Here is a 25,628-nt window from a genome sequence, read left to right as displayed (position 1 = left end):
GGGTTTTTTACCAGCAAATAAGTAACTGGTCTCCAATGACTTATATCTGGATGAAATTATTTTAATAACTTTAACAGCGCCTCAGCCGTTGCAGCAGAAGATGCCGGATTTTGTCCGGTAATTAACAGGCCATCTTGCTGTACATGCACCTGCCAGTCCTCAGCCTTGGAATACTGTCCGCCTTGTTCTTTCAGCGTATCTTCAACTAAAAATGGCACGATATCAGTCAGGCCAACACCATCTTCTTCAGTGTTACTAAAACCAGTTACCGACTTACCTTCAACGATAGGTCGGCCTTCTGCATTCTTAACATCGCGAAGTACACCCGGTGCATGACACACAAGTGCCACAGGTTTATTAGCCTGTAGAGTCTGTTCAATTAAGGAAATAGAATTCTGGTCCTTGGCCAGGTCCCATAACGGTCCATGACCGCCCGGATAAAAGACCGCATCAAAATCCTGATTTAGCACTTCACTTAATTTATGCGTATTGGCAAGAGCCTGCATGGCTACTTCATCTGCTTCAAAACGTTTGGTTGTTTCGGTTTGCGCATCAGGTTCATTACTTTTTGGATCAAGTGGTGGCTGGCCACCAGCAGGAGAGGCTAACGTTACGTCTGCGCCTGCATCAATAAAAGTGTAGTAAGGCGCGGCGAGTTCTTCGAGCCAGAATCCGGTTTTTTTACCCGTTTCGCCAAGTTGATCATGGGAGGTTAATATAATCAGAATTTTCATATTTTTCCTTAAAATTATCTTGAATGACTTGATGAAATAACAAAACAGAGGAAAGAATCTGAATACCTGAGGCCATCAGACTTTTTCGATTACTTAAAAATAAAAGGAATAAAATCGAAATAGTTGAAATGATGCTAAATCAATAGCATCACTTTCCTTGAACTTTGGACAGCTCAGTCTTTCTTTTTCTTGCCACCGCCGTCCTGCTTATTCACAGTCGACCAGGCAATACGTTCTGCTTCATCTTCAGAACGACCACGATCTTTTTCACTGTCTTCAATATGCTTAGCTTGCCGTTTTTGCTTTTCGGTATAAGCTGATTTATCACCTCTAGGCATTTTAGAATCCTCATCAGGTAGAGTCTGAAATCACTATAACAAGGGACGATTTTGGCGCGGGTAATCATCTGTCAGGATTTGTTTGAATTGTTTTATAGCTATAAGATGAATTTTATTGATATTCATTAAATTCTGTTTTTTTAAAGATTCAAAAACTAAAACGTATTAAATATTTTAGAAAAAAGTAGATAACAGCTAGAAAGACTGCTATCTACTTTCAAACTTTGATTAACCGTTAATAATACTGCCGCCATTTACATGGATGACCTGTCCTGAGATATAACTGGCTTCTTCACTGGCCAAAAATAAATAGGCAGAAGCGACTTCACTCGGTTGTCCCATACGTCCCATTGGTGTCTGTTTACCAAAATCTTCCAGTTGTTCTTCATCAAAGCTGCTTGGAATGAGTGGTGTCCAGATTGGGCCGGGTGCAACACCATTCACACGAATTCCGGTTTTATTCTTCGCCAGATTGGTAGATAAGCTGCGGGTGAATGAAGTAATTGCGCCTTTGGTGCTCGAATAGTCTATCAACGTGTCATGCCCATGATAGCTGGTGATACTGGTGGTATTGATAATACTGTCACCTGCCTGCATATGCGGAAGCACCGCCTGAGTCAGATGGAACATGGACAGGATATTGACATTGAAGGTTTTGAATAACTGATCTGGAGAAATATCAGTAATACTGTCCTGCGGATATTGCACACCTGCATTATTCACCAGAATATTAATGGTTTTAAATTCCTGAAGGGTTGGTTTGCTCAACCATTTTTTTGATTTCATCAGGATGCTGTAAATCGCATTGAATCAACAGGCAACGGCGTCCTTCTGCTTCAACCATTTTTTTGGTATCAAGCGCATCCCGGTCTTCATCCAGATAGCAAATGGCAATATCAGCACCTTCGCGGGCAAACAATACTGATACAGAGCGACCGATCCCGCTGTCACCACCTGTAATGAGTGCTACTTTGCCTTTTAATTTATCGCTACCTTTATAATTCTCTTTAATGACTTCCGGGGTAGGATCCATTTTGGTCTGATCACCGGGTTGATGAGCTTGGGTTTCAGTTGAAGCTGGAGTTTCAGGATAGTTATTCATATTTTTTCCTTGATTGCTCTTGAGGAAAAAATATATTAGGAGCTTTTAGTTGGGATTAAATTAGACTCAACATTTCATAACAGAACCTCTGCAGGATTTAGCATTTATTCATTTAGCTTAAATTGACACTTTAGAACTGCCTGTTTTAGTTATTTAAAGTCGACTTCTAGAATGAAATATCGGGTTTCTTTTTAAGGAAAAGAGCGATAAGCAGGAATATACCTTCAGTGGATTACAGAAGAGTTAAGTCGATTTAAGAACCAATCTGCAAAATAAAACCAATAACTTATTTACAACCAAATAAATCTAAAATATACAGCTAGATAAGCTACAAGTATTTCTTTACAACTGCGCTTTTAACCAGAATGGAGAAGCACATTGCGCGCTATCCGCTATAAATATATTGTCCTGATTCTTCTACTTCTGCTCGTTGCATTTGGCGTATTTCGCTGGTGGCAAGGGCCACAAGTCACAGGTTATACCTTGGAACCGATGCCGCTGGTGCAATCAGTCGTTGCTACCGGGCAGGTAATTACCGTTTCGCGTGCTCAAGTCGGTAGTGAAGTAACCGGCGTGGTGTTGGAACGTCGGGTCAAGGAAGGCGATCGGGTCAAACCGGGCGATTTGCTGGTTGTACTTAAATCGGATGAACTGGCAGCCCAAGTTCGTCAGGCAGAAGTCGCATTGAATGAACTGACAACCAATCGCCGTCCACAAGCCTCAGCAGAATTAGCTTCAGCAAAAGCTCAGCTGGAACAGGCCAGCCGTGAAGCGACGCGTCGTCGCAATGCCGAAGCAGGCATCCTTTCGGCAGAAGAAATTGAACAGGCTGTAGAGGCGGAAAGGGTAGCACGCAATAATTATGAAACCGTGCGTTTAAAAGCAGCTGCACTGGCACCGGGTCAGGTAGAAGAGGCTTCATTACGTGAGCAGCTTTCGGTGGCACAGGCTCAACTGGCTAAAACCAAAATCCGGGCAACTATTGCTGGAACGGTGCTGACCCGTGATGTTGAGCCTGGTGATCTGGTTCAGCCAGGACGTACCTTATTTACCATTGCAATGGATGGCAATACCGAAATCCGTGTACCACTGGATGAACGTAATCTGTCACGGCTGGCGTTGTCCCAGAAAGCGACTGCAATTGCCGATGCATACCCGGATAAGCCTTTCCCAGCCCGGATTAACTTTATTGCACCGAGTATCGATCCCCAACGCGGCACAGTAGAAGTGCGTTTATCGGTTGATCCGGTACCAGATTTTCTGCGTCAGGATATGACGGTATCGGTTAATGTCGAGACAGGTCGCCGTGATCGTACCTTAGCAATTCCGAATGATGCGCTAGGGAAAGTACAGGGCGATCAGGCCACCGTATTACTGGTACGTGATAGCAAAATCCAGCGACAAAAAGTGCAACTGGGTCTGCGTGGACTTGCCATGTCCGAAGTGATTTCCGGTTTAAAAACGGGTGATCAGGTACTGTCTGATGCAACTTCAGCTTTAAAAGATGGCACACGAGTTCGATTTAAGCCCGAAGAAATTAACTATGCCAACCAGAACAATGATGCCAGCAATAAAAATGAATTACCGGTGAAATTCGAGTGAAAAAATTACTAGGGCGTCTCTGGATTGAATGGAAGATCGCAATCAGTTTTTTGCGAGAAGGCCGGATGCAGTCTCTGATGATTACAGTGGGTGTTGCTGTAGGGGTGTCTGTGATTGTTTTTATCTCGGCACTGATACAGGGCTTGCAGTCCAATATTATAGACAGGACTTTGGGGACACAGGCACATATCCGTTTACTGTCTCCCGATGAAGTGAACCAAGTTATACCAGCACCCGCAGGCACTGTGCAGCTGGTTCTGGAAGATAAACGGGCCCAGCGTCTGCGTTCTATCAATAACTGGCAAGAGGTTGTGACGACCTTGGATCAGGTGCCTTTATTGACAGCTGTTTCTCCTGTAGTTTCTGGACCTGCATTTGCACAGCGCGGTGAAGCTCAGGAATCGGTTGCGCTGGTGGGCATGGATCCAGAACGTTATCAGAAAATAATTCCACTTAAAGAATATATGATCAGTGGGCAGTTACGTGTCGGCGCGGATGATGTACTCATTGGCAGTCAGCTGGCTAAAGATCTGGGTGTACAGGTGGGTAGCAAGCTACGATTAGATACCGGTCAGGATAACAGTACTGTCGTAAATATTGCCGGGATTTTTGAACTCGGAGTACGTGAACTGGATTCGCGCTATGTCTATATGGATTTAAAACAGGCGCAGTCCTTACTCAGCCTGCCAGGTGGGATCACTGTAATCGACCTGACGGTAGAAGATATTTTTGAAGCAGAAAATATTGCAACGCAGGTCGGGCGTTTGACTTCCTTACAGGCAGAAAGCTGGATTAAAACCAATGGTCAGTTAATGAATGCCATCTCAGCACAAAGCCTTTCAACCAATATGATTATTATCTTTGTGGCCATCTCCGTCGCTTTTGGTATCGCCAGCGTCTTGTCAGTTAGTGTCGTACAACGGACTCGTGAAATTGGCATCTTAAGGGCAACAGGGGCTACACAAAGACAAATCCTGCGCGTTTTCCTGTTTCAAGGCGCAATTTTTGGCTTGTTGGGGTCTATTATCGGCAGTGCAGTCAGTTATTTACTGGTCTGGATCTTTAATGAATTTGGCCCAGGTTTGTTCTATATCCCAATTTCAATCTATCTGCTATTGCTGGCTTTATTGCTGGCCACATTGACTGGTGTAGTGGCAGCGGCTATACCATCCCGTCGTGCTGCGGCACTGGACCCTGTGGAGGCAATTCGTCATGTCTGACTCATCGAATGAGGTTCTGCGGCTGGAAGCACTCCGTAAATCCTATAATATTGGTCAGCCCAATGAAGTTGAAGTTCTGCATAGCATTGATTTGTGTATTGAACGTAATGACTTTGCAGCACTAATAGGTCCATCAGGATCGGGAAAAAGTACCTTATTGAATATTCTGGGTCTATTGGACCAGCCGACTAGCGGTGAACTGTATCTGCTTGGTCAACCCACCAGCCGTATGGATGACGCTGCACGTACCGCATTACGCGGCAGCAGTATTGGTTTTGTATTTCAGTTTCACCATCTGATTCAAGCTTTTAATGCATTAGACAATGTCCTAATGCCGTTAATGATGGCACATGGAAAGCCGGATCAAAAAGCTCTAGATCGTGCCCATGAACTGCTGGCTGCAGTCGGACTGGAAAAATATGCACATCGAAAACCGAATGAGCTTTCCGGTGGACAACAGCAGCGTGTTGCAATCGCTCGAGCACTCATTACAGAACCCGCCTTGTTACTGGCTGATGAACCGACCGGGAACCTGGATACCCAGACCGCATCTGAAGTTTTTGAACTGTTCCGTAAAGTAAATAAGGAACAGGGCTGTGCCATTTTGCTGGTGACTCATGATCCGCGCTTGTCTGTTAGTTGTGATCGCACCATCAAGTTAGTTGACGGCCTGATTCAAAGTGATACCAGAACAGCTCCAGCAGATATTCCTGAAAATACTTAATCTTTAAATATTTTAATAGTTGTATTCTGCAATTATAGCTAAATGAAAATTTTTCTTATCACTTAAGCCTTACAGTAAAGCTGATATAAGGTTTGCATCAGGGTGAGTAATTTGGGGTCGGAAAGCTGATAGAAAATCTGCTTGCCTTCCCGACGCGTGCTGACCATTTCGGCTTTTCGCAGTACGGTAAGTTGTTGCGAGAGTGTAGGTTGGTGAATATCAGTTTGTAGCTCAATCTGTTGCACATTCATTTCACTATCGACTAGTACACATAGAATTTTCAGACGGTCAGAATTCGACAACACTTTTAAGCGTTCGCTCACCACATGAGCCTGAGAAAAATCAATACGTGTCTGAGATTCATCTGCTGTCATATAAAAAACCTGTATTAGTCACGCAATATTCAAAAACTGTCTTGATTAATATTTTTAATTATATATTATAAAATTATATATTGTAAGTGGGATATGCTCATGCATGACTTTTTGGCAGCGTTTCTCGGTGGATTACTGCTTGGTCTTTCAGTGGTCGGCTATCTGTATGTCAATGGCCACATTGCGGGCGTGAGTGGGTTGGTTGGGCAGGTACTCAATCGAAAGACGATTTTCAAAACTCCTGCGGTCTGGTTTTTAGCAGGACTATTTATAGTTCCATTTATCTATGGCGTTTTGTTTCAGCCAGAAATTGAGCTGAATGCCAGCCCATGGATGATGGTCATTGGCGGTTTGCTGGTCGGTTTTGGTACACGTTTAGGTTCAGGTTGTACCAGTGGGCATGGCATCTGTGGGATTAGCCGTCTGTCAAATCGCTCCTTTGTTGCGACCGGGTCTTTTATGCTGGCGGGATTTATCACGGTTTATGTGATTCGTCATCTGGTTGGAGCTATCTAAATGAAAAATCTATTCGCTTTTCTATTTGGTGGCCTGTTTTCAGTCGGCTTGATGCTCTCAGGTATGTCTAATCCTGAAAAAGTTCTGGATTTTCTGGATCTGTTTGGGGATTGGGATGCGAGCCTTGCCTTTGTCATGATGGGGGCAATTCTGGTGGCTTTTATTCCTTTCCAGAAAGCTAAACATAATCCAAATCCGACCACTTTATTTAATGAACCCATTGATTTACCAAAGAATCAAAAGATTGACCCTAAACTGCTGTCGGGTAGTTTATTATTTGGTATCGGTTGGGGAATTGCAGGCATTTGTCCGGCACCCAGTTTTACCCTGATTGGTTTGGGACATTATCAAGCCTTGTATTTTATTGCAGCTATGCTGCTTGGGGTCTGGATTCACCGTAAATGGGCAGGAGTATAAATATGACACAGCAGCCAAACGTCAAAGCATTTTTTGATAAAAATACCAATACTTTTAGTTATGTAGTGAGCGATCCTCAAACTGCCCGATGTGCCATTATTGATAGCGTGCTGGATTACGATGCTGCGTCTGCCACCACATCGACCGAGCATGCCGATCAGATGATTGCCTATGTAAAATCACAAGGTTTGACCGTGGAATGGATTCTGGAAACTCATGTACATGCTGATCATCTGACAGCTGCCCCATATCTAAAACAGCAATTAGGTGGCAAGATTGCAATCAGTAAGAAAATTGCGCTGGTGCAGGAAACGTTTGCCGAAATTTATCATCTAGACATGAAACAGATTAATGCGCATCAGCCTTTTGACTATCTGTTTGAAGATGGTGAGCATTTCAAAATTGGCGAACTGGAAGTTTATAATATTCCTACACCAGGCCATACACCTGCCTGTTTAAGCTATGTGATTGGTGACGCCGTCTTTGTAGGAGATACACTGTTTATGCCAGACTATGGCACGGCTCGTTGTGATTTTCCAAATGGCAGTGCACCGGTTTTATATGACTCTGTTCAAAAGCTGTTTCAGCTCCCGGAAAGTACCCGAGTATTTCTGTGTCATGACTATTTGCCAGAGTCACGTCATGAATATCAATGTGAAACGACGATCCATCAGCAAAAACAGCAAAACGTTCATATCCGTGAAGGGATTAGCAAATCTGAATTTGTACAGATGCGTCAGCAGCGTGATGCAGGTTTAAGTATGCCGAAGCTGATTTTGCCTGCCATCCAGATCAATATGAATGGAGGGCAGTTTCCAATGCCAGAAGACAATGGTGTGTCTTATTTGAAGCTGCCGCTAAATTATTTTAAGAAGTGATCAATTTATCAAGAACGAAATATTAATCTTTAAATTAAGCGCTTATAAAGTTTGCGAATTTTAATATTCCACCCTATGCTATTTGGGTTAACTCATTTTTATATTTTCAGGGTGCATCGTGCTCAGACAGTTCTTTAAACAGATCTGGTTTGTGATGCTTATGGTCTTCGCCGTAGGCTGGAGCAGCATGTCTGTTGCTTCATCAAAAACGATGCATCTGGAAACGTCAGCCAAGCAGATGAGTTCCCATTGTCAGGAAATGGCAGAAATAGAGAAGTTACATAGCCAGCATCAAACTATGCATGGTTCTGCTCATGATATGAGTCAGGACATGGATTGCCACTCCGACTTAAATGACCATAAAGATGACTGTCCGGATTGTATTTATAGCTCTTGCCATAACTTGAGTAGCTGGATCGATGTGGAAATCTCGAAGTTAAATCTCCCTGTGATTCATGCCTTAGAAACTACTTTTATTTCTAATTATCAAGCCAAGCACCTTGCCGGGTATTGGCAGGAAATTCTGCGCCCACCTAAAGCTTAATCCTCGTTATTTATATTTTAATAAATCAAGGATTAAGTTATGTCGATTAAAATTAGTCAAAGCCTGTTATTGGGCTTAAGTTTAGTGATTTCGTCTTCATTATTGGCTGCTGTAAAAGAATATCAGCTGGTTATTGAAGAAGGACCTGTTAATCTCACCGGTAAAACCGTACAGCGTATTACAGTGAATGGAAAATTTCCTGCACCTTTACTGGAATTTGAGGAAGGTGATGAAGCTGTTATTCGCGTCAAAAACAAGCTAAAGAATAAAGAAAGCTCTCTTCATTGGCATGGTTTATTGCTACCTGGTTTGATGGACGGCGTCCCCGGTTTTAACGGGTTTCAGGGCATTGCACCTGATCAGGAATTTGTCTATCGCTTTAAAATTCGTCAGAGTGGAACCTACTGGTATCATGCCCATTCCAAGGGGCAGGAACAGGACGGCCTTTACGGCGCCTTTGTGATTTATCCCAAAAACCAGGCGGAAGTTCCTGCACATGAGCAGACCGAGCGTGATTATGTGGTCATGCTTTCAGAATTTCATGAGCAGTCCGGCCAGCAGATCATGAATAATTTAAAAAAATCTGCCGAGTATTATCAAAATCAGCGTGAAACTCTGAGCGATGTTTTTCAGCAAATCAAACGGGAAGGGCTTAAAGCCACCTGGAATGATCGCAAAATGTGGAACCAGATGCGCATGCTGAAAACCGATCTGTCTGATGTAACCGGCTATACCTTTTTGGTGAATGGAAAAACGCCTGAACAGAACTGGATAGGACAGTTTAAACCGAATGAAAAAGTGCGACTGCGTTTCATCAATGCCTCTGCCATGTCATTCTTCGATGTGCGTATTCCACAGTTAAAAATGACAGTCGTCAGTGCAGATGGGCAGCCTATCAAACCTGTAGTTGTCGATGAATTCCGCATTGGTGCCGCAGAAACCTATGATGTGATTGTGGAACCCACTGCGGAACATTATCAGATTGAAGCTGAATCGATTGACCGTTCCGGTTTTGCGATTGGCAGCTTACAGAATGAATTAAAGCCAGTTCATCATGCCATACATAAACCTATATCCCGTCCTCGTGCCTTATTGACCATGGAAGATATGGGACATGGCAACATGCAGGGTGAAGAACACGAGCAGATGAATCATCAGAATCATGCTAGTCATGACATAAATGTTAAAAGGGATACTGAACATTCAATGATAGGGCATAAGCAGCATGCATCGGCCAAAGTGATCGAGCAAGGAGAGGGCAATCATACCGAGCATTCAGATACTCCATCCGCTATAGATCATGTGAATCACACAAATATGACCGGGCATATGCAACATAAAAAAGATGCCAAAACTTCTACGCAGCAACCAGTTTACGGCTGGGCCAATGCCTCTACACCGGTAGGGCATAAAGCTTTGCAATATAGCGATCTCAAATCTTTAACTCCGCAAAAAGATATTCGCGACGCAGAAAGCGAATTGGTGATTCGTTTAGGCGGCACCATGGAACGGTATATCTGGACCATGAACGGCAAGAAATTTAATGAAGCAGAGCCGCTCAAAGTGAAATTTGGGGAACGGATCAGGCTGAAATTTATCAATGACAGTATGATGGCACATCCGATGCATTTACATGGCATGTTCATGCAGCTCGAAAATGGCCAGTCTGCAATAGATATGCCGAATAAACATACAGTGATTGTCCCACCTGGAAAAACCGTTACGACTTTGCTGACTGCAGATGAACTAGGTGAATGGGCGATTCATTGTCATCTGTTGTATCACATGACTGCCGGAATGATGAATAAACTGATTGTAGCAAATGTTCAGGAAAATGACGTTTCGACTCAGAATACTGTGCGGGAAGAGCATTCCCATCATCACATGACAAAACCAGTAGAAAAACAAGGAGATGCTCATGCACACCATTAATCTTTGTTTGAAGCCTGTTTTGGCTAGTGTATTGGCGTTGGGAAATATGACTGTTTTTGCCGAAGATATATCTCAACAGCATGCTGATCATTCGATGCATCATCAACAATTTATCCAATCTTCAGAGCATCATTTAACTTCAGTAGCACCGGAAATTACTGAAAATTTAATTCCAGATTCAGCTTCAACCTATTCCAGCGAACATGATCATCGCAAGGAACATGGAGGGCAAATTTATACGCGGGTCAAACTGGACAATAAATGGATCAAAAACTCAGAAGGTGAGGGAGGCTTACAGTCTGAGAATGAGCTTCGGATTGGCACGGATGAAAATAAACTGTTCATTAAACTCAAAGCTGACAAGCAGGAATCCAGAGCAACAGAATATGCAGTCCAAGCGCTGTATAGCCGGAATATTTCAGATTTCTGGGATGCTCAGGCGGGTCTTCGCTACCGTCAGGAAAATTTGGGTCAGCCTAATGCTGGGCAAAATATTGAACATGTAGATGCAATATTTGGATTCCATGGGTTGGCGCCGTATTTCTTTGAAACCAATGCACATCTGTATCTTGGTCAAGATGATTTTATCGGACTTGAGCTAGAAACAGAACGTGATCTGCTACTCACACAAAAACTGATTTTGCAACCTTATTTTGAAGTTGACCTCATTCTAAAGGATAAGGCAGTCAATGCTAAAAAGACTGGAATAAGTCATGCGGCATTAGGTCTGGAAACCCGTTATGAGATCAATAAAAAGATCATGCCTTACCTTGATATTGCTTATGAATATTCCAAGGGCAATGAGAAAACCTCATGGCAGGACGCATCTGATTCTGAACAAGGCTGGCGTTATGGAATCGGTTTAAGAATGATGTTCTAAACAGATATCTATATAAGCAATATTTATGAGGCGGGAAAATCATTTTCTCGCCTCATCTATGCTTAGCTAGATCTTATTTTTCACAGACTTTCATAAGACTGTAATCATGCTTTTGTTTGTTTTAAATTATTCATCTTCAGAATAAATATAAATACGATTGGACTTATAAAAACCCAAAGTGCCATAAAGCTAATACTACTACTGAATTGAGTTCGTAAAAGCAACAATACCAACAGTAAAAGACTGCTTGAGATCAATTTAACGATGACCGGATAACTCACCAGAAAAGAATATCGAGATTGTCTGGTTTTTAAAATCTGTTTTTCACTCACTGCATAAAAACCAAAACAGGCCATCCAGATTAGTCCTACTATTGCCATCCATATCATGAAGAAGACTCCTGCTGTGCAGTTTTAAGCTTGGCCTGAATTTTATGAACGGCTTTTTGCTGGATAGGTGTAATTTTCTGATGTAGGAAGTAAGCGAGAAGTGCCAAGATCCAGAGCATCAGATCGATACGCAAAAACAGCCAATAGTTTGCAAAAGAATCCAGATAATGCTGGGACCATAAATAATATAAGTCGATGAGTGGAAGCATAAAAGCGGCACAGATGAGAATTTTAAGCTGCGTTTTCCATAAGTGCTGTTGTGGCGTTAAACAGGCCAAGATCAAACTGCTCAGCCAAATACTAAAGAAGATATAGATTTCATAATTTGTGGTGCCTACAGGAATGGGAATCAAACGGTTTGCATAAAGATAAGCCAGCATGGCAATAGGTAAACCAATTATCATGGTGATATTCAGACGATTCACTAGATAATGTCCAAAGTGAAAACGATCCGATTTTTTCTGCATCTGTCGTTTCAGGCTCCAGAGCAATAATCCGGAAGCGATCATGGCACAGCCTAATATGCCTGAGAAAAATAGGGCGAAACGTAAAACAGGTTCAGCAAAACGTGCCATATGCAAACCATATACTCCGGCATTCAGGGTAGCAATTGCACTGTCATTACGGGTGTTTTCAAGCAATTTGCCTGTTGTCGCATTGAATACGAGTTGTGCCTGATTGCGGGTAATAGAATGATCTTTCAATTCGGTTAAGGTAATCTGTGCCAGCTGGGTATTCGGCTGCTTCACGGTAATATTGTCAAATTCTGATTTTCCCCAGTGCTGCTGCGCCGTAGTGATAAAATGTTGAATCGGCAACATCTCCGTTTTAATGGGCACAGCAGAGGGAGCAAACACATTTATGGTTCGGATTTCTTCAAAATATTGAAATGGATTTTCTGGATATAGCTGCTTCATGCCAGAAGGCAAAACAATATAAAAGAAAATAGCCAGTCCAGTAAAAGTCATAGTTAAAAAGAACGGTAGTGCAATGACGGAACTGACATTATGAAAATCCAGATAGGAACGTTGTCCTTTAAAAGCTCTCAGGGTAAAGAAGTCAGTCAGAATTTTTTTATGGGTAATGATTCCGGAAATCAGGGTCATTAACATGATGAATGCAGCAATGGTTACAATCAGACGACCAATGGTATAAGGTACGCCATATAGCTGAAAATGAAAGTTATAGAAAAAATCTCCGCCCTGTGTAGCCGAAAGCGTTAATTCCTTACCTGTCATAGCATCCAAGGTTTTAAGTTGATAAGCACCCTTTGCAGTTTGCCAATAAATTTTATTAACCGGTGAATCCTGATTCGCTACCCCGATATACCAGTTCTGTGCATCAGGTGCATGTTGCTGTAAATAGCTATAAGCAGTTTTTAAAGCAATTTCCTGGTTAACCTGCATCGTGGCGAATTGTGGCTGCATCCACATTGTAATTTCATGGCGATAATAAGTGACCGCACCTGTTAAAAAGATCGCGAAGAGGAGCCAGCCAAAACTTAAACCTAGCCATGAATGTAGCCATGCCATAGATTGACGGACAGATTTATGCATGGTTTAACCTATGAAGCGGGAAATGACAAATAAAACAATGAGAGGAATCAGGCTATAGACTGAAAGTGTTTTAAGACTTTGGATACAGAAGATTCTAATCACAAAACAGACATAAAAAATCAGGGCAATAAAGGCAGCCAGATAAACCGATTCAGCTTTAGGTAAACTCGCCTGTAAAAAATAGGCCAGATCGAGAGCAATCAGATAACTACATAAATAACCAATACCAAAGCTCATGCTTAATCGATACAGGATAGCAAGGGGCTGAAAGGTAGAAATCATGGAAAGGCCTTTATATGAATCTGTATAAATAAATATTGAGGCAACTTAATGCACGAAGCTTAAAGTAGTGACCAGGTACTGTTTCTTATACACTTGCTGATTCAATTTTCCTTTCTTGTCTACTTCTTGACTCACCTCTAGTACATATTGACCCTTCCATGGCGTAGCAATATTAATTTGGCCTTGGTTGTTGGTCGTATAATTTTTAAGCCAGTGCTGTGGGGAATAGACAGTCACTTTGACATCCGCAGCTGGTTTACCCTGATACATGACTGTAAAAGTATTACTGTTCGGCTGAACCGGTACGATATCCAGCTCTGAGTCTGCTTTCTGGTTTTGTCTGCCGGATTTCGCGTGATAGCTGAGTAAGGATTCCCCATAGATCAGTTCATGATGGAGCTGTACATCTGCTTGATCTTTTGTAGAGTAGACCAGATGATCCTGGTGTAGTTGGGGACTAAATTGTTTTTTAGTCTGAATCGCTTTTGCTTGGCTGAATGACTTTAAGGCACCTTCTTGAGTCTCTTTGAGCTGTTCACTATATTCACCAAAGAATGCATGTGTTTTTGCATCTGAAGCACGTTCTAGCCAAAGCATATGGGCCTGAGCAGAAAGGGTCAGTGACAGTCCAATTGTCAAAGTAATGATTTTTTTCATGAATTCTACCTGATTATTGTTTACATATAAGAAAATGAGCTCCGAATATTCTTTCAAAGCTCAAGCGAAAAATTAATATTTGAATTTTACGGCCACACTGTAATTTGCCGGTGCACCATAGAAGCCTTGCTGATTCGGGAAATTAAATAAGTATTTTTCATTGGTCAGATTATTCCCGTTGGCCTGCAAAGTAATGTGATCATTGAGTTCATAACTGGCCATCAGATTCACAAGCGCATATGCATCCTGTTTGATAATGCCTGCTTGTTGGGTAACAACACCCTCTGTAGCAGCTTCAGGAACTTCTAGATAAGTTTTATCCTGCCATTGCACACCAAGGCCCAGTTTCAGTTTTGGAATCTGTGGCACCTGATAGGTGGTCAGAAGATTAAAAGACTGATTAGGATTAAAGGTACGGGCATCACCACCGTTGATCAGATCTTTAAGACTAAACTGAGTATAGCCAAAGCTTAGATTTAAATGATCCGTTAACTGACCAGCCAAACCAAATTCATAACCTTGTGAACGTAGATCACTCACCTGGGTTTTACGTAAAGTCGGGATACCGTCAGAATCTCGTAACGGATAATTGCTTTGCTCTGTTCTGAATACGGCCATGCTGGCGGTGAGCTTATCATCTAGCCAGGAACTTTTAATCCCAGCTTCATAACTTTCACCTTCAACCGGTTTATTAATACTGCCATCCAGAGCTTTGGTTGTTTGTGGACGGAAAATTGAGGTATAGCTTAGATAACCTGTATATTCAGGACTAAATTCATAAGTCAGGCCTGCATAAGGTAATAGCTTATTCTCATCATAAATCGTGTCTGTTCCATAACTACTGCCTGTACTTTCAGCCTGAACATAGTTGGCACCTAAAAGCAGTTTCAGATCATCAGTCATATGTAATCGGGTGGCGGCATATAGGCTTTGGTTTTTTTGCCGGATGTGCATTTCACCACTGGTTTTTGACATATCCCAGACTGGTTCGGGCGGCGTAAAGCTGGATAAATCTGTGGTAAGTGGGTTGGTAAAGCTGCCTGCATAACCTGACTCATTCAGATTGTTTTCAGCCCAGATATAGCCAAAAGATGCTTCATGTTGTTGTCCCCAAAGTGGATAGGTACCACTAAAACTTAGACTAGCCTGCTGTTCCTTGTTGTCATCAATATACATACCTGGATATAAGAAAATACCTGAAGTACCGTCAGCACCAGGTTTACCGGACAGGAATAAAAGTTTTGAATCCCGGTCAGTCCGTTTTTCCTCATAACTAAGTTTAGCTTTCCAATCAGCGCCAAGTTGTTGTTCGATCTCGGCAAAATAGTTTTTAATATTACTGTCCCAGTAGGCCCAGTCCGGACTGTAATTATAATTTCTTGAATAGCTTAACTGTTCACCTTCAGTATTGATTAAAGGATTGGAACCCCAATTGACACCATTGGGATTATGATTCGTTTCGGTATAACCAGCAGTTATTAAGGTCGAATCAGTCAGGTCAGCCTCAACAACTGCACCAATGCCATTTTTTTCGAGTTCATAGTGATCCAGATAACTATCACCTGTCTGCTGATAGCCAAATACTCGGCCTCTGATTTTTCCATCCTGTGTCAGGGGAGAGGAAACATCCGCTTCATAACGTTGGGTATTCCATGAACCATAACTGGTGTTAAACGCGGCTTGAAGCTCCTGAGTAGGGCGTTTTCGAATCATATTAATGGTAGCGCCCGGATCGCCAATACCATTATTTAAGGCATTTGCACCTTTAACGATCTCTATACGGTCAAATAAAAAGCTGTCTGGATTGTCATTATTGTAGTTATAGCCTTCAAGCGGAATCCCAACGCCGTCTACCAATAGGTTTGAGATTTCAAAACCACGTGATAGATAGGAAGTTCGTTCGGTCTCCTGGTTACTTACAATGATCCCCGGTGAGTTGCGGAGTACATCACGGGTATTATCCAGTGCAAAGTCATCTAATTGTTGACGCGTCACTACATTCACTGTTTGTGGCGTTTCCTTAAGAGGAATATTTAGTTTAGAAGCTGTTGCAGAATTTTGAATAATATAGCTTTTAGTCTGTTCAGAGCTTTCTGTTGTTTGTGCTGCATCAGTGACTATCGTGATGGTAGGAAGTTGCTGACTATTTTCTGCAAAACTTTGCTGTGTCATCAATATGGCAAAACTGAGCAAAGATAGCTTGAAAGTTGGATGATTGGTATAAAACATTTTAATGAATGTAAATGATAATAATTATCGCTAATGTTATTGATTAGATATTTTTAAATCAATCTAAATACAATAGGAAATTTAAATTAAAAATTACTCATTGATAGAGGAATACTTTGCAGTTAAAGCAGATTAAAAGAAGAAGGGGTTAAGATTTTGCTTAAAATAAAAACGATTTATTTTAGTAAAATAATATGTAAATTATTGACTTCATATTAATTTTTTAAATTTATAAAGTATATTCGCTAAATTTTTTTCATGTAGAGAATGAGATTAATGCTCAAATATAAAAAGAAAAATGAAATAAAAAAAAGCCATCACATTGATGGCTTTTTATAAATGATATTGATCAATAAGTTTTATAAGGCAAGAACTTGCCAGACAATACGACATTGACACGGTCGCCATTCGGATTTTCTTCGCGTTGAATATCCATACTAAAATCAATCGCGCTCATTATACCGTCACCAAATTCTTCATGAATCAGTTCTTTAATGGTAGAGCCATATACATTCACCACTTCATACCAACGGTAAATCAAAGGATCGGTTGGTACGTTGGTTGGCAGGGAACCTTTATATGGCACGATCTGTAGCCATGCAACAGCTTCATCACTTAAGCCAAAAATCTGACCAATCTTTTCTGCTTGCTCTTTATTAAATGCCATCTGACCTAAACATGCAGCGGTTACCCATTCTTTAGAAAGACCAATCTCTTTGGCAACATCTGACCACTTAATTGACTTTAGAACTTTCGCTGAAATGATCATGTCAGTTACTTGTTGACGATGGGTAATCATAATCCTCTCCAAATTATTCTCAAACGAATGTATGCAGAACGGACAATGCAGATATCATGCCAATAGCATTTTAGAGTTCATGCTAAATAAAAAATGAATATTTAAGCGATTGTTAATTATTTATGGCACAGCTTTTGCTTCTATTTCGATATACATGGCAACGACGCCATTCACCATTACCTGTTCTAATATTCAAGGCAACGGCGCCTAAGGTCTTCAGTGATCTTAGGCGTCTTTTTTTCGAAAAACAGGTCCGTATATTGAAAAAGAGGACGACAACATGGCATATCTTGCTCCTGCGGAGTTTGCAAAAAAAGTAGTAGATGCGGGTGAATCCAAGCTTCATATGGCAACCCGTGATGTTTTGATTCGTGCCTTTATGGCAGGTGCGATTCTGGCCTTGGCAGCCGTATTTGCAATTACGATTGCAGTGCAAACTGGTGTGCCACTGATTGGCGCATTACTGTTTCCTGTTGGCTTCTGCATGTTGTATTTATTGGGCTATGACTTGCTGACTGGGGTATTTGTATTAACACCGCTGGCATGGCTGGATAAACGTCCTGGCGTAACTTGGGCACGCATTTTAAAAAACTGGGGACTGGTATTTTTAGGTAACTTTACTGGGTGTTTAGTCGTTGCAGTACTGATGGCCGTTGTTTATACCATGGGCTTTGCGACTGATCCGAATCCAGTCGGTGAAAAGATTTCTCATATTGGTGAAGACCGCACCTTAGGTTATGCGGCTTATGGTTTCTCAGGCTGGATGACTATTTTTATTCGCGGCATGCTGTGTAACTGGATGGTGTCTTTAGGTGTGATTGGCGCAATGATGTCAACTACAGTGAGTGGGAAATTCATCGCAATGTGGATGCCAGTGATGCTGTTCTTTGCCATGGGCTTTGAACACTCAGTAGTAAACATGTTCCTGTTCCCATTTGCTATGATGATGGGTGGTGACTTCTCGATTGCAGATTATTTCCTGTGGAATGAGTTACCGGTTGCTTTAGGTAATCTGGTCGGTGGTTTAGCCTTAACAGGTCTGGCACTTTACACCACACATGTACGTACTGGCGCGAAAAAAGAATTCTAATAATGAATCATTTTTAAAGGGATCAATATGATCCCTTTTTTGAGTTTTCAATATGAAAAAAACATTAAAAGTCGCTATTGGACAATATTCTACGGCTGGTATTAAAGATCAGAATCAGGATTTTTATGGCATCTTTTTACCAGAAGGTCATGTACTGAAGCAAAAAGGTATAGCTTGTGCGATTGCCGACGGGATCGGTAGTAGCAATGTCAGTCACATTGCCGCAGAAACAGCCGTTAGCAGTTTTCTCTCTGATTATTATTCGACTTCGGATGCCTGGAGCACTCAGACTTCAGCAGCACGGGTGATTCGTGCCACTAATTCATGGTTATATGCACAAACCCAACAAAGTCAGGGACGTTTCGACAAAGATCGGGGTTATGTCTGTACCTTATCCGCACTGATTTTGAAGCAGCATCAGGCGCATATTTTTCACGTCGGTGATAGTCGTATTTATCGAATCAGGAACGGTGAAATTGAATTATTAACCCATGATCATCGCGTTTGTCTATCTTCGACAGAACATTATCTCAGTCGTGCCTTAGGCGTGGATTATCGTGTGGAAATTGATTATCAAAGCCTTGAGCTAAAAGAAAAAGATATCTTTTTACTGATGACCGATGGGGTTTATGAATTTGTTACAGACCAACAATTATTAGATTTCACTTTGGCTGCAGATCACTTAAATCAGCTTGCCAAATTCCTGGTTGAACAGGCTTTAAAACAGGGTAGTGATGACAATTTAAGTCTTCAAGTACTCCGTATTGATCAATTGCCTGAAGCAGATCAGTTTTATATGCACCAAGATTATGTCTTTCCACCGCAGCTCAGCAAAGGTGAAGCATTCGAAGGCTATGTCATTGACAAAATCCTGCACCAAAATCATCGCAGTTGCCTGTATTTGGCACACGATCATGATCGGCAACCGCTAGTGATTAAAACTCTGGCAGTAGATTTACAGCAAGATGAACAGGCTGTTGAACAGTTTCAACTTGAAGACTGGGTTTCAAAGCGTCTTAAGCACGAAAATCTGCTGCAATGTTATCCGCATCAATCAGAGAAAAAATATTTATTCCAAAGTTATGAATATTTACAGGGAGAAACCTTAGATCGCTGGCTGCATCAACAGAAAAAGCCTTTGCAACTAGAAAATATTCTCCCTATTTTGCAGCAAACAGCATTGGCCTTGAATGCAATGCACCGACTGGAAATGTTGCATCAGGATATACGTCCGGAAAATATCATGGTCTTAAACGTCGATAATACACTTAAAGTCAAACTGATTGATTATGGTTCAACTGCTGTACGAGGTTTAGTTGAAATTAATCCTAAACATGCAAATCGGCCACTTGGTACCTTGGCATTTATGGCGCCTGAATATTTCATTGAACATTCACCATCCGTTCAGTCTGATCAATTTTCTTTGGCGGCAATGGCTTATTATTTACTAACTAAACAGCTTCCTTATGGTACAGATTTGGCTCGTTGTAAAACGCTGAAGCAGCTTAAGAAAGTTCAATATCATGCCATCCAGAAATATCGGCCAGATTTACCACTCTGGTTAGACCGGATTCTAAAAAAGGCACTGAATATTGAGTCAATGTATCGTTATGAGGCATTGACTGAATTGATTCATGATCTGGAACATCCATCTAAAGAATTATTAAAATCCAAAGCTCCTACCATCATTGAACGTGATCCTTTACGCTTTTGGCAAATCAGTAGTGCTGTATTAGGACTTTTACTTTTATTAAGTATTGCATGGCCATTTATTTAAGAAGGTCGGAGTGAATATAAGTAAAAAATTAGACCGTGTTCTATGCTTTGGGCAGCTTGTGTCACTAGTAAATTTATGGCAATCAATCCATAACCAGAAACTACAAGAACTATATCATTACGATTTCAATCACCTTTTAAAATGGGAGAGATAAAAACAAAAAGCAGGGAAATACCATGGTGGCTCAATTTTTCCTATCAGCCTTAAGTACCGTAATCATATTGGCATTTACCGGCTGTACGGTTTCATCCAAAACACCCGTAACAGATAGTTATGGCTCCCAGCCGTCTTTACCTGAACCGAAATCAAGATTGTTTCCGGTCGTCAACATTGCCCCTGCAAAAGGTTGGCCTGAAGGCGTCATGCCGACGCCGGCATCGGGTTTAAAAGTGCAAGCATTTGCACAAGGCCTTCAACACCCGCGCTGGTTATATGTATTGCCGAATGGAGATGTACTGGTGGCTGAAACCGATGCTCCGGCTAAGCCCGAAGACAGTAAAGGGATTAAAGGCAAAATCATGAAAATGGTGATGAGAAGAGCAGGATCATCCCATCCAAGCGCCAACCGTATTAGCCTGCTACGTGACAGTAATCAAGACGGCGTTGCTGATCAGAAAACGGTATTTCTGCAAAATTTAAACTCGCCGTTTGGAATGACCTTAGTGGGTAATGTGCTTTATGTCGCAAATACCGATGCTTTAGTGCGATTCTCTTATCAGCCAGGTATGACCCAGATCAAGGAAAAAGGCACTAAAGTATTGGACTTACCCGCTGGCCCCTTAAATCATCACTGGACAAAAAATGTTATTGCCAATCCTGCAGGGACGAAGCTCTACATTACGGTAGGTTCCAATAGTAATGTGGCGGAAAATGGCATAGCTCAAGAAGAAGGGCGCGCCCTGATCATGGAGTTTGATTTTTCTACAGGTCAAGCCCGGCCGTTTGCTACAGGCCTGCGTAATCCCAATGGCATGGGCTGGCAGCCTCAGAGTGGAGCTTTATGGACCGTAGTGAATGAGCGTGATGAGCTGGGTAATGATCTGGTTCCTGATTATATGACTTCGGTTAAAGATGGTGCTTTTTATGGCTGGCCTTATAGTTATTATGGCCAGCATGTAGATTCCCGGGTAAAACCGCAAAAGCCTGAACTGGTCGCAAAAGCAATTAAGCCAGATTATGCATTGGGAAATCATACTGCATCACTGGGACTGACATTTTATAAAGCCAATTTAATGCCTCAATATCGTGATGGAGCATTCATTGGTCAGCATGGTTCCTGGAACAGAAAACCTCATAGTGGTTATAAAGTTATTTTCGTACCATTTCAAAATGGTCAACCTTCTGGTCAGCCTCAAGATGTCTTGACCGGATTTTTAAGCAAAAAAGGGGATGCATTTGGTCGACCTGTGGGTGTAGCTACAGATGCTCAAGGCGCAATATTGGTTGCTGATGATGTAGGGAACGTGATTTGGCGAGTATCACCGAATCAATAAATAAGTAGATGCTAATAAAATAAAAGCCTTATAGTCTCTCCCAAAACTATAAGGCTTAGCGGCTGTAGTCTCTACTTTTATCACTTACCATCCCAGTAAGTTCGCTGTCTTTCGACTTTATTATCGTTGTAATGCGATTATTATCAGCTTTCCTTGCTGACTCTTTATGTGAAACATAATGTCAAAAATTGAGGAATCAAGATATAGAGTATTTACTCCAATCTATGTAAGCCAAAACTTACAAAAAATAATATATTTATACAAAAGTTAACATTATGTGAATATTCTTATATTTTACAAAGGTTTTTGAAGATAAAAATCATTCAAGTGTAGTGTATAAATAACTATTTTCCAGTTATAAACAGCATTAAAATTAAAAGATATGATTTAAGAATCATCTTTTGCTTCAGGTTTGGAAGACAGGATTCCATATTATAGAAGATATTTATGAACACTTTCACTAAGGTAATTGATGGATCTGATTTCTCTGCCATATATGTGGTTGGGGATCTGCATGGTTGTTATAGCTTGCTCATGCAAGAACTGGAGAAAGTTCATTTTAATTTTGAGAAAGATCTACTGATTTGTACCGGAGATCTAGTCGATCGCGGTAATGAAAATCTAGAATGCGTTTCATTGCTAAGTCAGCCCTGGTTTTATTGCGTTCGCGGTAATCATGAGGAAATGTGTATTAAGGGCCGTGACGATGCATGGATTCAAGATATGCATGCACAGAATGGCGGTGAGTGGTTCTATCTTTTATCTACTGAAAGACAGGATGAACTCAGTGAAATTTTTTCGGCACTTCCTTTGGCCATTGAACTAAACCTAAAACATAAAAAGATTGGCATTTTGCACGCAGATATTGCGCTTAATGACTGGAATATATTTAAAAAGAAAATTGCAAAAGGTGAAAGTAGAATTCCAGGCTTAACTTCAGCATATACCAATGCACTTTGGGGTAGAGGGAGAATTCGCAATCATTCTTATCGCTATGGAACCGTTAAAAATATCGATGAGATCTATCTGGGTCATACGATTGTAAAAGAACATACCCAAATTGATAATTGCCACTATATCGATGTCGGTTCTTCTTATACGCAGAAGTTGTGTGTTGTTAAAATAAAAGATGCAAACTAGGTACTATTGCTAGGGAACCAGCTGCAAAAACATATAAATAACTTCTGCCTTTAAAATCAATTTGATAGCTCATTTTTACAAAAAGGGATCTCCAGTAGTTTTTAATAAGTAAATGTATTTTTTCCTATTTGATCTTAAGGAGGCATTCATACAATTAACCTGGTTATAGTGAATTTTTCTCATCTTTTACTGAATTTATATCGTTTTACTCATCTTTAGATTCACGTTTAAATGAAGTCATACAGAAAATTGGCTTTATTTAAAAATTTAGGATAGTGAATCTCCATGGGTAATCAATTTACATGCTCAATCAAGCGCATTCGTTTCGATGAAAATTATCAACCAGCAGACAACACACGTTTAACCACAAACTTTGCCAATCTGGCACGTGGTGAAAGTCGACAGGAAAACCTGTGCAGAACTCTGGCCATGATTAATCATCGTTTTAATTCATTAGCAACAAGTGATAATCCCAAAGGCGACCGTTATTCCCTTGAAATTGACATTATCTCTGCGGAACTGGATGTTGAAGGCAATGGTCAAACTTTCCCTTTTATCGAGATGCTGAAAAGTACCGTCATTGATCATCAAACCAATGAGCGCATTGAAGGCATGATTGGCAATAGCTTTTCATCTTATGTACGTGATTATGACTTTAGCGTTGTATTGCCATCCATCAGCGATAAAACTGATGCAAAGCTTGACGACTTTGGCGATTTGCACGGCAAACTTTATCAGCATTTAATTCATTCAGATGTGTTTAAAGCCGAGTTTAAGAAACAGCCGGTGATTTGTCTGAGTGTATCTACCACGAAAACCTATTACCGTACTGCACATGTGCATCCTGTACTCGGTGTGGAATATAAAAATGATGATTATTCACGTACAGATGCATACTTCAAGAAGATGGGCTTAAGCGTTCGCTATTTCAAACCTGAACATGGCAATGCACCGTTGGCATTCTATTTTGCCGGTGACTTATTGCGTGATTACACGGACTTCGAACTTATCAGTGCGATCAGTACCATGGAAAGTTTCCAGAAGATTTATCGTCCTGAAATTTACAACACCAATTCGCCTGCAGGTTTGATCTATCAACCAAGCCTGAATTATCAGGATTATTCGTTGACACAAATCGTTTACGACCGTGTGGAGCGTAGTCAATTAGCAGTTAAGCAGGGCAAATGGACAGAAGAAAATTTTATTAAGCCGTATAAAGACATTCTTGAAAAGTGGGCCGCAAATTTTACTGTAGATAATGCTCATCAAGAGCATACTGCCTGAATGAAGAAATAAATTAACGAATATAGAGATAGAAGATTAGACATGAGCATTTTACTCCCAACATCTACAGCTGGCAGCTTGCCGAAACCGTCTTGGCTTGCCGAACCTGAGCAACTTTGGTCACCCTGGAAACTGGAAGGCGAGCAGCTCCTTGAAGCCAAGCGAGATGCTTTGAGCTTGTCCCTACATGAGCAACTACAGGCAGGCATTGATATCGTCAGTGATGGCGAACAAACCCGTCAGCACTTCGTGACCACCTTTATTGAACATCTGGAAGGTGTGGATTTCGAAAAGCGTGAGACGGTGCGTATTCGAAATCGCTATGATGCGAGTGTGCCATCCGTCGTGGGTGCTGTCGCTCGCAAGAAACCTGTATTTGTAGATGATGCCAAGTTCTTGCGTAGTCAAACTAAGCAGCCAATCAAATGGGCGTTGCCGGGTCCAATGACCATGATCGATACGCTTTATGATGCTCATTATAAGAGCCGTGAAAAACTGGCTTGGGAATTTGCAAAAATCCTGAATCAGGAAGCACTTGAACTCGAAGCAGCAGGTGTAGATATCATCCAGTTTGATGAGCCTGCATTTAATGTATTTTTTGATGAAGTAAATGACTGGGGCATTGCCACATTAGAACGAGCGCTTGAAGGTCTGAAATGTGAAACAGCAGTACACATCTGCTATGGTTACGGTATCAAAGCCAATACGGACTGGAAAAAGACTCTAGGTTCAGAGTGGCGCCAATACGAAGCAATTTTTCCGAAACTGCAAAAGTCTAAGATCGACATTGTTTCACTTGAATGCCAAAACTCTCATGTACCAATGGATCTGATTGAATTGATTCGTGGCAAAAAAGTCATGGTCGGCGCCATAGATGTCGCAACCAATCAAATTGAAACACCAGAACAGGTTGCAGATACTTTACGAAAGGCGCTTCAGTTCGTGGATGCTGACAAGCTGTATCCTTCAACCAACTGTGGTATGGCACCTTTATCGCGTCAAGTCGCACAAGGCAAACTGAATGCTTTAAGTGCTGGCGCAGCTATTGTTCGTCAAGAACTGACAGCCTGAGTATTCATTTGTCTTAAGAGCTGTATAAGGAATACATGTACTTTTACCGCTCTTCATCAAAGCGATAGTCAATTAGGGATTTAAGAGATGATTGAAGCGACTGACTTTAGAAATGCAATGTCCTTACTCACCACAGCAGTGAATGTCATTACAACCTCGGGTGAGACGGGAATGCATGGTTTTACGGCATCTGCCGTATGCAGCGTAACCGATACGCCACCGACATTGCTGGTCTGTATGAATCAGTCATCTCGATCACATGTGCATTTTATTGAGAACAAAATTTTGTCAGTGAACGTCTTGGGTCCACAACACGAACAGATTTCCAATGCATTTGCATCCAGCAAATTCAGTTCTGAACGAAGATTTCAATTAGGTTCTTGGACAATACTAAAAACAGGCTCACCTGTACTAGGCGATGCATTAGTGAGTTTTGACTGTGAAATCGAGAATATCCAGCAAGTAGGGACACATAGTATCTTTATGTGTCGAGTGGTTGCGATTCAACGGAGCGAACAAGATCAGAGCCTGGTGTATTTTAATCGTACTTACCATTCGGTTGGACAGTTAGAATTTGCTTGAATGAAAATGAGAAAAATG

At 41.4% G+C, this 25,628-nt stretch carries 25 protein-coding genes and 1 pseudogene; 16 read left to right on the top strand and 10 right to left on the bottom strand.

The genetic code is table 11. The features are described 5' to 3' along the window. Positions 1-56 precede the first annotated feature (56 nt). The 3 genes and pseudogenes from AC4MBN_RS07100 to AC4MBN_RS07090 all read right to left on the bottom strand — a co-directional run bounded on the left by AC4MBN_RS07100 (position 57) and on the right by AC4MBN_RS07090 (position 2,174). Positions 57-734, bottom strand: coding sequence for a type 1 glutamine amidotransferase domain-containing protein (locus tag AC4MBN_RS07100; RefSeq protein WP_419364294.1), 678 nt, complete (start codon positions 732-734; stop codon positions 57-59). 173 nt (positions 735-907) lie between these two features. After that, complete coding sequence (locus AC4MBN_RS07095; RefSeq protein ID WP_180013705.1) at positions 908-1,072, bottom strand: hypothetical protein; 165 nt, start codon at positions 1,070-1,072, stop codon at positions 908-910. Between the two features lie 228 nt (positions 1,073-1,300). Beyond that, positions 1,301-2,174: pseudogene (locus AC4MBN_RS07090) on the bottom strand (SDR family oxidoreductase). Positions 2,175-2,552: 378 nt separating this feature from the next. Here AC4MBN_RS07090 and AC4MBN_RS07085 point away from each other — a divergent pair. Genes AC4MBN_RS07085 through AC4MBN_RS07075 form a run of 3 tightly spaced genes read left to right on the top strand, consistent with a single transcriptional unit; the run spans position 2,553 to position 5,720 of the window. Next, positions 2,553-3,776, top strand: a complete 1,224-nt coding sequence (locus tag AC4MBN_RS07085) for an efflux RND transporter periplasmic adaptor subunit (RefSeq protein ID WP_491880926.1) — start codon at positions 2,553-2,555, stop codon at positions 3,774-3,776. Continuing rightward, a complete protein-coding gene (locus AC4MBN_RS07080; RefSeq protein WP_491880925.1) occupies positions 3,773-4,996 on the top strand; it encodes an ABC transporter permease in 1,224 nt (407 codons plus the stop codon). The genes AC4MBN_RS07085 and AC4MBN_RS07080 overlap by 4 nt, the downstream gene beginning before the upstream one ends. Further along, on the top strand, positions 4,989-5,720 hold the full coding sequence (locus AC4MBN_RS07075; protein ID WP_491880924.1) for an ABC transporter ATP-binding protein: 732 nt from the start codon (positions 4,989-4,991) through the stop codon (positions 5,718-5,720). Before AC4MBN_RS07080 ends, AC4MBN_RS07075 begins: the two co-directional genes overlap by 8 nt. A gap of 62 nt (positions 5,721-5,782) precedes the next feature. On the opposite strand, the gene AC4MBN_RS07070 is transcribed toward AC4MBN_RS07075, so the two are convergent. Further along, positions 5,783-6,094 carry an ArsR/SmtB family transcription factor gene (locus tag AC4MBN_RS07070; protein ID WP_005235664.1) on the bottom strand — a complete coding sequence of 104 codons (312 nt, stop codon included), beginning with the start codon at positions 6,092-6,094 and terminating at the stop codon, positions 5,783-5,785. A 99-nt stretch (positions 6,095-6,193) separates the two neighbouring features. Here AC4MBN_RS07070 and AC4MBN_RS07065 point away from each other — a divergent pair, with 99 nt between their 5' ends. The 6 genes from AC4MBN_RS07065 (at position 6,194) to AC4MBN_RS07040 (ending at position 11,261) form a co-directional block, all read left to right on the top strand. After that, positions 6,194-6,610, top strand: coding sequence for a YeeE/YedE family protein (locus AC4MBN_RS07065; protein WP_491880923.1), 417 nt, complete (start codon positions 6,194-6,196; stop codon positions 6,608-6,610). Continuing rightward, positions 6,611-7,027 (top strand): DUF6691 family protein, encoded by a 417-nt coding sequence (locus tag AC4MBN_RS07060; RefSeq protein WP_419364280.1) that lies wholly within the window; start codon positions 6,611-6,613, stop codon positions 7,025-7,027. A 2-nt stretch (positions 7,028-7,029) separates the two neighbouring features. Next, positions 7,030-7,905 (top strand): MBL fold metallo-hydrolase, encoded by an 876-nt coding sequence (locus tag AC4MBN_RS07055; RefSeq protein WP_491880922.1) that lies wholly within the window; start codon positions 7,030-7,032, stop codon positions 7,903-7,905. A gap of 118 nt (positions 7,906-8,023) precedes the next feature. Next, positions 8,024-8,449 carry a hypothetical protein gene (locus AC4MBN_RS07050; RefSeq protein ID WP_419364276.1) on the top strand — a complete coding sequence of 142 codons (426 nt, stop codon included), beginning with the start codon at positions 8,024-8,026 and terminating at the stop codon, positions 8,447-8,449. A 39-nt stretch (positions 8,450-8,488) separates the two neighbouring features. Beyond that, positions 8,489-10,381: a copper resistance system multicopper oxidase gene (locus AC4MBN_RS07045; RefSeq protein ID WP_491880921.1), complete on the top strand. Its 1,893-nt coding sequence runs from the start codon at positions 8,489-8,491 to the stop codon at positions 10,379-10,381. Then, positions 10,368-11,261 (top strand): copper resistance protein B, encoded by an 894-nt coding sequence (locus AC4MBN_RS07040; protein ID WP_491880920.1) that lies wholly within the window; start codon positions 10,368-10,370, stop codon positions 11,259-11,261. Before AC4MBN_RS07045 ends, AC4MBN_RS07040 begins: the two co-directional genes overlap by 14 nt. Before the next feature lie 104 nt (positions 11,262-11,365). On the opposite strand, the gene AC4MBN_RS07035 is transcribed toward AC4MBN_RS07040, so the two are convergent. The 6 genes from AC4MBN_RS07035 to cynS all read right to left on the bottom strand — a co-directional run bounded on the left by AC4MBN_RS07035 (position 11,366) and on the right by cynS (position 17,173). After that, the gene (locus tag AC4MBN_RS07035) at positions 11,366-11,650 is read right to left on the bottom strand and encodes a hypothetical protein (RefSeq protein WP_491880919.1); all 285 of its coding nucleotides are present in this window, start codon (positions 11,648-11,650) and stop codon (positions 11,366-11,368) included. Continuing rightward, the gene (locus AC4MBN_RS07030) at positions 11,647-13,206 is read right to left on the bottom strand and encodes a PepSY-associated TM helix domain-containing protein (RefSeq protein WP_491880918.1); all 1,560 of its coding nucleotides are present in this window, start codon (positions 13,204-13,206) and stop codon (positions 11,647-11,649) included. The genes AC4MBN_RS07035 and AC4MBN_RS07030 overlap by 4 nt, the downstream gene beginning before the upstream one ends. A gap of 3 nt (positions 13,207-13,209) precedes the next feature. Continuing rightward, positions 13,210-13,488: a hypothetical protein gene (locus AC4MBN_RS07025; RefSeq protein ID WP_491880917.1), complete on the bottom strand. Its 279-nt coding sequence runs from the start codon at positions 13,486-13,488 to the stop codon at positions 13,210-13,212. Positions 13,489-13,533: 45 nt separating this feature from the next. Beyond that, entirely contained in the window at positions 13,534-14,145 is a 612-nt protein-coding gene (locus tag AC4MBN_RS07020) for a DUF4198 domain-containing protein (protein WP_491880916.1), read from the bottom strand. 72 nt (positions 14,146-14,217) lie between these two features. Further along, positions 14,218-16,374 carry a TonB-dependent siderophore receptor gene (locus tag AC4MBN_RS07015; RefSeq protein WP_491880915.1) on the bottom strand — a complete coding sequence of 719 codons (2,157 nt, stop codon included), beginning with the start codon at positions 16,372-16,374 and terminating at the stop codon, positions 14,218-14,220. Positions 16,375-16,723: 349 nt separating this feature from the next. Then, on the bottom strand, positions 16,724-17,173 hold the full coding sequence (gene cynS / locus AC4MBN_RS07010; RefSeq protein ID WP_491880914.1) for a cyanase: 450 nt from the start codon (positions 17,171-17,173) through the stop codon (positions 16,724-16,726). 280 nt (positions 17,174-17,453) lie between these two features. Between cynS and AC4MBN_RS07005 the strand changes: the two genes are divergently transcribed. The 7 genes from AC4MBN_RS07005 to AC4MBN_RS06975 all read left to right on the top strand — a co-directional run bounded on the left by AC4MBN_RS07005 (position 17,454) and on the right by AC4MBN_RS06975 (position 25,610). Then, positions 17,454-18,263 (top strand): formate/nitrite transporter family protein, encoded by an 810-nt coding sequence (locus AC4MBN_RS07005; protein ID WP_004785766.1) that lies wholly within the window; start codon positions 17,454-17,456, stop codon positions 18,261-18,263. A 52-nt stretch (positions 18,264-18,315) separates the two neighbouring features. Further along, complete coding sequence (locus tag AC4MBN_RS07000) at positions 18,316-20,040, top strand: bifunctional protein-serine/threonine kinase/phosphatase (RefSeq protein ID WP_491880913.1); 1,725 nt, start codon at positions 18,316-18,318, stop codon at positions 20,038-20,040. 176 nt (positions 20,041-20,216) lie between these two features. Continuing rightward, positions 20,217-21,533 (top strand): PQQ-dependent sugar dehydrogenase, encoded by a 1,317-nt coding sequence (locus AC4MBN_RS06995; protein ID WP_491880912.1) that lies wholly within the window; start codon positions 20,217-20,219, stop codon positions 21,531-21,533. Positions 21,534-21,980: 447 nt separating this feature from the next. Next, the gene (locus AC4MBN_RS06990) at positions 21,981-22,673 is read left to right on the top strand and encodes a metallophosphoesterase (protein WP_419364257.1); all 693 of its coding nucleotides are present in this window, start codon (positions 21,981-21,983) and stop codon (positions 22,671-22,673) included. 285 nt (positions 22,674-22,958) lie between these two features. Continuing rightward, the gene (locus AC4MBN_RS06985; protein ID WP_491880911.1) at positions 22,959-23,957 is read left to right on the top strand and encodes a putative oxygenase MesX; all 999 of its coding nucleotides are present in this window, start codon (positions 22,959-22,961) and stop codon (positions 23,955-23,957) included. A gap of 42 nt (positions 23,958-23,999) precedes the next feature. Continuing rightward, positions 24,000-25,028, top strand: coding sequence for a methionine synthase (locus AC4MBN_RS06980; RefSeq protein ID WP_180001986.1), 1,029 nt, complete (start codon positions 24,000-24,002; stop codon positions 25,026-25,028). Positions 25,029-25,115: 87 nt separating this feature from the next. Beyond that, positions 25,116-25,610 carry a flavin reductase gene (locus AC4MBN_RS06975; RefSeq protein WP_159123555.1) on the top strand — a complete coding sequence of 165 codons (495 nt, stop codon included), beginning with the start codon at positions 25,116-25,118 and terminating at the stop codon, positions 25,608-25,610. Positions 25,611-25,628: the final 18 nt, after the last annotated feature.

The sequence above is a fragment of the Acinetobacter sp. CAU_H_60 genome (genome assembly GCF_058599385.1).
This window is presented reverse-complemented; position numbering and strand designations above follow the sequence as displayed.

Bases quoted from the DNA above. Each gene is read 5' to 3' on its own strand.
- cynS (WP_491880914.1), bottom strand. From the start codon at position 17,173: ATGATTACCCATCGTCAACAAGTAACTGACATGATCATTTCAGCGAAA.
- AC4MBN_RS07035 (WP_491880919.1), bottom strand. From the start codon at position 11,650: ATGATATGGATGGCAATAGTAGGACTAATCTGGATGGCCTGTTTTGGT.
- AC4MBN_RS07100 (WP_419364294.1), bottom strand. From the start codon at position 734: ATGAAAATTCTGATTATATTAACCTCCCATGATCAACTTGGCGAAACG.
- AC4MBN_RS07005 (WP_004785766.1), top strand. From the start codon at position 17,454: ATGGCATATCTTGCTCCTGCGGAGTTTGCAAAAAAAGTAGTAGATGCG.
- AC4MBN_RS07020 (WP_491880916.1), bottom strand. From the start codon at position 14,145: ATGAAAAAAATCATTACTTTGACAATTGGACTGTCACTGACCCTTTCT.
- AC4MBN_RS07040 (WP_491880920.1), top strand. From the start codon at position 10,368: ATGCACACCATTAATCTTTGTTTGAAGCCTGTTTTGGCTAGTGTATTG.
- AC4MBN_RS07065 (WP_491880923.1), top strand. From the start codon at position 6,194: ATGCATGACTTTTTGGCAGCGTTTCTCGGTGGATTACTGCTTGGTCTT.
- AC4MBN_RS07045 (WP_491880921.1), top strand. From the start codon at position 8,489: ATGTCGATTAAAATTAGTCAAAGCCTGTTATTGGGCTTAAGTTTAGTG.
- AC4MBN_RS06995 (WP_491880912.1), top strand. From the start codon at position 20,217: ATGGTGGCTCAATTTTTCCTATCAGCCTTAAGTACCGTAATCATATTG.
- AC4MBN_RS06985 (WP_491880911.1), top strand. From the start codon at position 22,959: ATGGGTAATCAATTTACATGCTCAATCAAGCGCATTCGTTTCGATGAA.
- AC4MBN_RS07030 (WP_491880918.1), bottom strand. From the start codon at position 13,206: ATGCATAAATCTGTCCGTCAATCTATGGCATGGCTACATTCATGGCTA.
- AC4MBN_RS07070 (WP_005235664.1), bottom strand. From the start codon at position 6,094: ATGACAGCAGATGAATCTCAGACACGTATTGATTTTTCTCAGGCTCAT.
- AC4MBN_RS06990 (WP_419364257.1), top strand. From the start codon at position 21,981: ATGAACACTTTCACTAAGGTAATTGATGGATCTGATTTCTCTGCCATA.
- AC4MBN_RS07015 (WP_491880915.1), bottom strand. From the start codon at position 16,374: ATGTTTTATACCAATCATCCAACTTTCAAGCTATCTTTGCTCAGTTTT.
- AC4MBN_RS07095 (WP_180013705.1), bottom strand. From the start codon at position 1,072: ATGCCTAGAGGTGATAAATCAGCTTATACCGAAAAGCAAAAACGGCAA.
- AC4MBN_RS07060 (WP_419364280.1), top strand. From the start codon at position 6,611: ATGAAAAATCTATTCGCTTTTCTATTTGGTGGCCTGTTTTCAGTCGGC.
- AC4MBN_RS07000 (WP_491880913.1), top strand. From the start codon at position 18,316: ATGAAAAAAACATTAAAAGTCGCTATTGGACAATATTCTACGGCTGGT.
- AC4MBN_RS07025 (WP_491880917.1), bottom strand. From the start codon at position 13,488: ATGATTTCTACCTTTCAGCCCCTTGCTATCCTGTATCGATTAAGCATG.
- AC4MBN_RS07075 (WP_491880924.1), top strand. From the start codon at position 4,989: ATGTCTGACTCATCGAATGAGGTTCTGCGGCTGGAAGCACTCCGTAAA.
- AC4MBN_RS07055 (WP_491880922.1), top strand. From the start codon at position 7,030: ATGACACAGCAGCCAAACGTCAAAGCATTTTTTGATAAAAATACCAAT.
- AC4MBN_RS06980 (WP_180001986.1), top strand. From the start codon at position 24,000: ATGAGCATTTTACTCCCAACATCTACAGCTGGCAGCTTGCCGAAACCG.
- AC4MBN_RS06975 (WP_159123555.1), top strand. From the start codon at position 25,116: ATGATTGAAGCGACTGACTTTAGAAATGCAATGTCCTTACTCACCACA.